General features: G+C 43.8%; 5 protein-coding genes and 4 tRNA genes. 7 read left to right on the forward strand and 2 right to left on the reverse strand.

The annotated features are described in order from the left end of the window. Positions 1-350: 350 nt before the first annotated feature. Both pssA and ACKLNH_RS20355 read right to left on the reverse strand, forming a co-directional pair. A complete protein-coding gene (pssA, locus tag ACKLNH_RS20350) occupies positions 351-1,700 on the reverse strand; it encodes a CDP-diacylglycerol--serine O-phosphatidyltransferase (protein ID WP_413114096.1) in 1,350 nt (449 codons plus the stop codon). 90 nt (positions 1,701-1,790) lie between these two features. Then, a complete protein-coding gene (locus ACKLNH_RS20355; protein WP_413114097.1) occupies positions 1,791-2,228 on the reverse strand; it encodes a GNAT family N-acetyltransferase in 438 nt (145 codons plus the stop codon). Between the two features lie 69 nt (positions 2,229-2,297). Between ACKLNH_RS20355 and murB the strand changes: the two genes are divergently transcribed. The 7 genes from murB (at position 2,298) to ACKLNH_RS20390 (ending at position 5,506) form a co-directional block, all read left to right on the forward strand. Continuing rightward, on the forward strand, positions 2,298-3,335 hold the full coding sequence (murB, locus tag ACKLNH_RS20360; protein WP_413114098.1) for a UDP-N-acetylmuramate dehydrogenase: 1,038 nt from the start codon (positions 2,298-2,300) through the stop codon (positions 3,333-3,335). Continuing rightward, entirely contained in the window at positions 3,335-4,309 is a 975-nt protein-coding gene (birA, locus tag ACKLNH_RS20365; RefSeq protein WP_413114099.1) for a bifunctional biotin--[acetyl-CoA-carboxylase] ligase/biotin operon repressor BirA, read from the forward strand. Before murB ends, birA begins: the two co-directional genes overlap by 1 nt. After that, on the forward strand, positions 4,293-5,024 hold the full coding sequence (locus ACKLNH_RS20370) for a type III pantothenate kinase (RefSeq protein WP_413114100.1): 732 nt from the start codon (positions 4,293-4,295) through the stop codon (positions 5,022-5,024). Before birA ends, ACKLNH_RS20370 begins: the two co-directional genes overlap by 17 nt. 97 nt (positions 5,025-5,121) lie before the next feature. Then, positions 5,122-5,197, forward strand: a tRNA-Thr gene (locus ACKLNH_RS20375). Positions 5,198-5,215: 18 nt separating this feature from the next. Next, positions 5,216-5,300, forward strand: a tRNA-Tyr gene (locus ACKLNH_RS20380). A gap of 42 nt (positions 5,301-5,342) precedes the next feature. Beyond that, a tRNA-Gly gene (locus ACKLNH_RS20385) sits at positions 5,343-5,417 on the forward strand. A gap of 13 nt (positions 5,418-5,430) precedes the next feature. Further along, positions 5,431-5,506, forward strand: a tRNA-Thr gene (locus ACKLNH_RS20390). The last annotated feature ends 136 nt before the right edge of the window (positions 5,507-5,642 follow it).

The following is a 5,642-nucleotide window of genomic DNA, read 5'->3' on the forward strand; positions in this document are numbered from 1 at the left end:
ACTTTGAAGACAGCGGCCTGTCACGCGGCCGCAGGCATTCGCGGGTTCGAGTCCCGCCCGCTCCGTCACTTATTAAGAAGCCCTGTCAGCAATGACAGGGCTTTTTTGTATATACTTAAACTGACATTAACGACAAAAAGGTATTATGTAATGAGTACATTTGGTCTTGCTACATAATGGGGGCAGGTCAATGAGTTTATATTTGAATTTCCATGAGGTTTTAGTTACGTGGGATTTCAGCTTTTTAGATGCATTTGACGATATTGTGCCTTAACTAACGCAGGCCAGAATGCTCAAGGTGGAGAAAAGCATCAGCCAGTCTATTGGGTAGCTGATGCTTATGAGAGCAATTAAAGAAGCTGATTGAGTAGATGGTGCGCTTTTACTCGACGTAGGCGCTTAAGCAATTTTTTAACCTGCGGAGGATACTGACCAAGTTCATCAATATCTTTGTAGCTACTAACTCGTGATGTGTGAGTTAGAATGCAGTCAATTTCTTTTTGCTTTTGTTCAGCAATGAGCCCGTACTTGTCATTAACCAATATGGCATTTTCTAAATCTAACTTCCAAGCCCTAGGATTTAGATTATTACCAGTGATCATCATAAATTGTTTATCGACCCAAACCCCTTTAAGGTGAAAGCTATTGTTGTTATGTTTCCATAAATGAACATTTAACTGTCGATTGGCAATAGCAGCTTCATTTTGACGAGCAAACTGACGTAAGTTAACTTCGTATAAATACGGTAAGCCAGATATTGTTTTGAATGGCTCTGACGGTGGGATATAGAAATCATTGGCTGTTTTATCACCCACGATAATCGTTACTGACACACCGCGTCGGATGGCCCGTTTTACTTCTACAGAAATGCTGCGTGGAAAATTGAAATAAGGGGTGCAGATAATCAATTCTCGTTTAGCACTAGCGATAAGTTTACGGATATAGCTATTTAGCTTATTGTTACGTTTGCCTAGTCCGACCAATGGCGTTAAGCCGATTTTATCTTGGTCAATTACTTCAGGGCTAAAGTGGTAGCTAGCTTTTGATAGCTGGGCACGAAGTTCTTTAATTGCACCTTTTAGCACCTTGGTTGTTGGTCGTAGCTTATGGTTAAGGCAGTTAACAGCATTACTGGAGACTAGCTGGGATAATACGAAGTTCGCCATGGAGTCAGCTAAGGCTCCATTTTCAATGACATGGTATCGATCATATCTATAGCGTTCATGTTGAGCGAGATAGATGTCATTAAGGCTAGCGCCGCTATAAATAACAGTATCGTCAATAATAAAGCCTTTTAAGTGAAGAACACCGAAGACTTCTCGATTACGAACTGGAACCCCTAGCACTTCGACTTGATGCTGGTATTTCTTCGCATACTCTTGATATAGTGCGGCGTTGCCTTCTGAGTGATTTGCACCAATAAGACCCCGTTGAGCTCGATGCCAATCAACAAGAACCTTAATATCAAGGTTTGGATTGTTATTTTTTGCTTTGTATAGAGCGTCTAAAATAGCACGGCCAGCTTCGTCGTCTTGTAAATATAAAGCCACAAGGTATATTCGTTGCTTCGCATTGGCGATTGCTTTGTGTAAATTCTCGCGAAAGTCACTCGCGCCCAATAAAGTGGTTAAATCATCGGGCCGGTGAGCAATTTGAGGCAGTCGCTCTAAAAACTTCTGATGTAGTGTTGCTGAGTCCATTATCTTCTCGATTCGTCGCAAAGTGCGCAGATATGATGTTCTGGCGCGAGTATACCAAAATTTACGCGTGAGCTCCTTATATCCCCTGTTCTACTCATGATCTCGAGCATGGTAACGCATGGGGATGAGCACCTTTTTCCCACTTGATGTATATCTCTCAAAACGTTGGCGTAATTCATTCGGAAGGTGAGATGAACATGTTTCATCGAACCCAGCCTTGTTATATAACGCCTTGAGATGTGCATAGGCAAAACAGTAAACAGGTACGGTAACATTATCGATACTAGCAGAGAGTAACCGCTCTGCAATGCCGTTATGACGCCATGTGGGTATTACGAGCATGCCTGACATAAAAAGATAGGAATCATAAGAGCGATACTTTATGACTCCAATCCATTGTTGGTGATGCTTTGCTATCCATAAATTGTCAGATTTATTCGCTTTTCCTGATGGGTAATGCTCCTTATACAATTTATTCGCTAAAGGCGTTTGTATAGGGTCTAAAGATTGAAAACTTAGCTTTAACATCGAAAACACTGCGCTATACGGTCGGATACGTTAATATAGCGCATTCTCTATATTTGGCGGTTTAAATCAATGCAATTGTTACCAGAAACTGGGCTAGCCTCTCATCATACATTTGGACTCCACGTTAGTGCTAAGGCCGTGATTGTTGCTGAGACAATCAGCGACTTTTTAACATTGTGGCGAGAGGAGCCGTATTGTTCTGAAAACAAGCTGGTGTTAGGTAAGGGGAGTAACGTACTTTTTATTGATGATGTTGACGGCATGGTTGTACTGAACCGTATAAAGGGTATTGCACACCGCCAAACAGAAAGTGCCCATTACCTGCATGTAGGAAGTGGTGAGGATTGGCCAGCGTTTGTTGCGTGGACGATTGAGCGCAATATTGCAGGCTTGGAAAATTTGGCGCTAATCCCAGGTTGTGTTGGCTCTTCACCTATTCAAAACATCGGCGCCTACGGCCTTGAAGTTAGAGATGTGATAGATTATGTCGATGCATTAAATCTTCATACTGGAGAGGTCGAAAGACTGAACCCTGCACAATGTAATTTCGGTTATCGAGATTCGATTTTTAAGCATCAGAAGAAGCATTCACACATCATTGTCGCAGTAGGCTTTCGCTTAACAAAAAATTGGCAACCCCGCTTGAATTACGGTCCATTGCAGGCTCTGAATGCGCCAGATATTGATGCAAAGACAATCTATCAGCACGTGTGTGATATTCGCAATGAGAAGTTACCTGATCCAAGAGAGATTGGTAATGCGGGTAGCTTCTTCAAAAATCCAGTGATTTCAGCAGATGCTTTTTCGCTGTTGAAAATGTCTTACTCTGCAATTCCTCATTACCCACAGTCAGACGGTAGTATTAAACTAGCCGCCGGATGGCTTATCGATCAATGTCAGTTAAAGGGGTATCGCTTAGGTAACGCGCAAGTGCATCCCGAACAGGCGTTAGTGCTCACTAACTTAGGAGGCGCAACGGCGGCTGATCTACTTGGTTTAGCGGCTTATGTTGTTGATTGTGTACAAAAGCAGTTTGGTATTCAGCTAGAACATGAAGTACGCTTCTACTCTCAGGGTAAGGAAACTCAGTTAGCGGAGGTGCGTTAATGTCAGAACATTCGTCCCGATTAAAAATTATTGGCATGTTGAGCGATGGCCTCTTTCATTCCGGAGAAACCATTGGAGAAGCGCTAGGCATAAGCCGGGCGGCAGTCAATAAGCACATCCAAACGCTCAAATCTTGGGGGTTGGATATTTATCGAGTGCAAGGCAAAGGTTACCAATTGTCCCAGCCGATAGAAATGCTAAGCCAAACTCTATTGGAAGCTGCAGCAATAGAAGATATCGAAGTCATTCCAGTGATTGACTCTACTAATCAATACTTACTCGATCGGGTTCACCGTTTATCATCAGGACATTGCTGTGTTGCAGAATATCAACAAGCAGGAAGAGGGCGTAGAGGTCGGGCGTGGTTTTCTCCGTTTGGGAGTAATATATACCTCTCTCTTTATTGGCGGCTAGATGCAGGTATGGCTGCAGCAATGGGATTAAGTTTAGTTGTAGGGGTTATTGCCGCAGAGTGCTTGCGTGAGGTCACTGGCGCAGATGTTAAAGTTAAGTGGCCTAACGATTTGTATGTAAATGACAAGAAACTAGCGGGTATTTTGGTTGAATTGACCGGTCAAGCCGGCGATGCAGCGCATATCGTGGTTGGTATGGGAATAAACATGACCATGAGTAATGACGACTCACTGATTGATCAACCGTGGACATCATTAGCTAAGACGTGTCACCATATGCCACATAGAAATACACTGATTGCCACTCTGGTGGAAAAAATACGCGTAGGCTTACAAGAGTACGAAGCGGCGGGGTTGGCAGCGTTTGAGCAGCGTTGGAATGCTCTAGATAACTTTGTTGGACGACCTGTTGCCATTGTGATGGGGAACCAGCAGGTATCCGGCATAGCTAGAGGGATTAATGCTCAGGGAGCGTTACTATTAGAAAATGCCACTGGAGATATAACGCCGTTTATCGGCGGAGAGATAAGTCTTAGAGGAAGTGATGCAATTACTCATTGAAGCCGGTAACACGTATGTGAAATTGGCAAGTCTGGACATGGAAGGTAGCCTGACTCAATTAGGTAAATACCCTAGTGCACAACTAGAGATGGTACTTGAACCTTATCTAGATGAAGGCATAGAACGGATTGTCTTTGCTAGTGTTGGTCCAGTGGTCATCGACAATATGATCCAACGGTTCTCCCAGGAGAATAGTATTCCTTGTTTTCACGTCAAAACCCGTCGTAAAGATTTTGGTGTGAAAAACGCGTATGCGGAGTATCAGTATTTGGGCGTTGACCGCTGGTTAACACTGATCTCGGTATATCAACAGAGCAAGCGACCATCAGTGATTATTGATATTGGTACAGCGTTAACATTTGATGTTATTGATGAAGAAGGGCGGCACTTAGGTGGTTGGATTGCGCCAGGTTATAAGCTGATGATGGAGTCTGTGCTTGCGAATACCAGTAAGGTTTTCTCTGATGGTGATCATAAAGATACCTTAGAGTTTGCTGATAGTACGGGAGATGGACTTAAAAACGGCTGCCGTGCCGCGTTAGTCGGTATGATTCAATTTGGTATTGAGCAAGCAAAAGATCGCTTAAACACGGATCCTGAAGTCATCATTTGTGGCGGTGGAGTTAGACACGTACCAATAAGTCTTCGAAAACATTACCATCATCGGTCAGATCTTGTACTGGAAGGGCTCGCTTTATACGCACATAAGCGCTAATGGCGAAAAAGTGTTCGTTTAGGCGATGATTTTTATAAAAAAAGCGATTTTAGGGCTTGCAAGCCTGTAGAAGTTTCCCTAGAATGCGCATCACCAAGCCGACTTAGCTCAGTAGGTAGAGCAACTGACTTGTAATCAGTAGGTCACCAGTTCGATTCCGGTAGTCGGCACCAGTTTTAAAAATTTGTTGTGGAGGGGTTCCCGAGTGGCCAAAGGGATCAGACTGTAAATCTGACGGCTCCGCCTTCGAAGGTTCGAATCCTTCCCCCTCCACCATTTTTCAAGTAGTTTGAATAGCTCAAAGAGTTACGAGAGTTTGCGGGCATCGTATAATGGCTATTACCTCAGCCTTCCAAGCTGATGATGCGGGTTCGATTCCCGCTGCCCGCTCCACGCTTTTTAGTGTGCTGATATAGCTCAGTTGGTAGAGCGCACCCTTGGTAAGGGTGAGGTCGGCAGTTCGAATCTGCCTATTAGCACCACCTCTTCGTGTCATTCAGACCATTTGATATATACTCTACAAACCCATGATTGGTTGTGTGGTCGTAACGCCACCAAATACCGTGCCTAGAGGGACTATCCATGTCTAAAGAAAAATTCGAACGTACAAAACCGCAC

This window comes from Thaumasiovibrio clandestinus (assembly GCF_047250365.1).
Lineage (GTDB): Bacteria > Pseudomonadota > Gammaproteobacteria > Enterobacterales > Vibrionaceae > Thaumasiovibrio.

Bases quoted from the DNA above. Each gene is read 5' to 3' on its own strand.
- pssA (WP_413114096.1), bottom strand. From the start codon at position 1,700: ATGGACTCAGCAACACTACATCAGAAGTTTTTAGAGCGACTGCCTCAA.
- ACKLNH_RS20355 (WP_413114097.1), bottom strand. From the start codon at position 2,228: ATGTTAAAGCTAAGTTTTCAATCTTTAGACCCTATACAAACGCCTTTA.
- murB (WP_413114098.1), top strand. From the start codon at position 2,298: ATGCAATTGTTACCAGAAACTGGGCTAGCCTCTCATCATACATTTGGA.
- birA (WP_413114099.1), top strand. From the start codon at position 3,335: ATGTCAGAACATTCGTCCCGATTAAAAATTATTGGCATGTTGAGCGAT.
- ACKLNH_RS20370 (WP_413114100.1), top strand. From the start codon at position 4,293: ATGCAATTACTCATTGAAGCCGGTAACACGTATGTGAAATTGGCAAGT.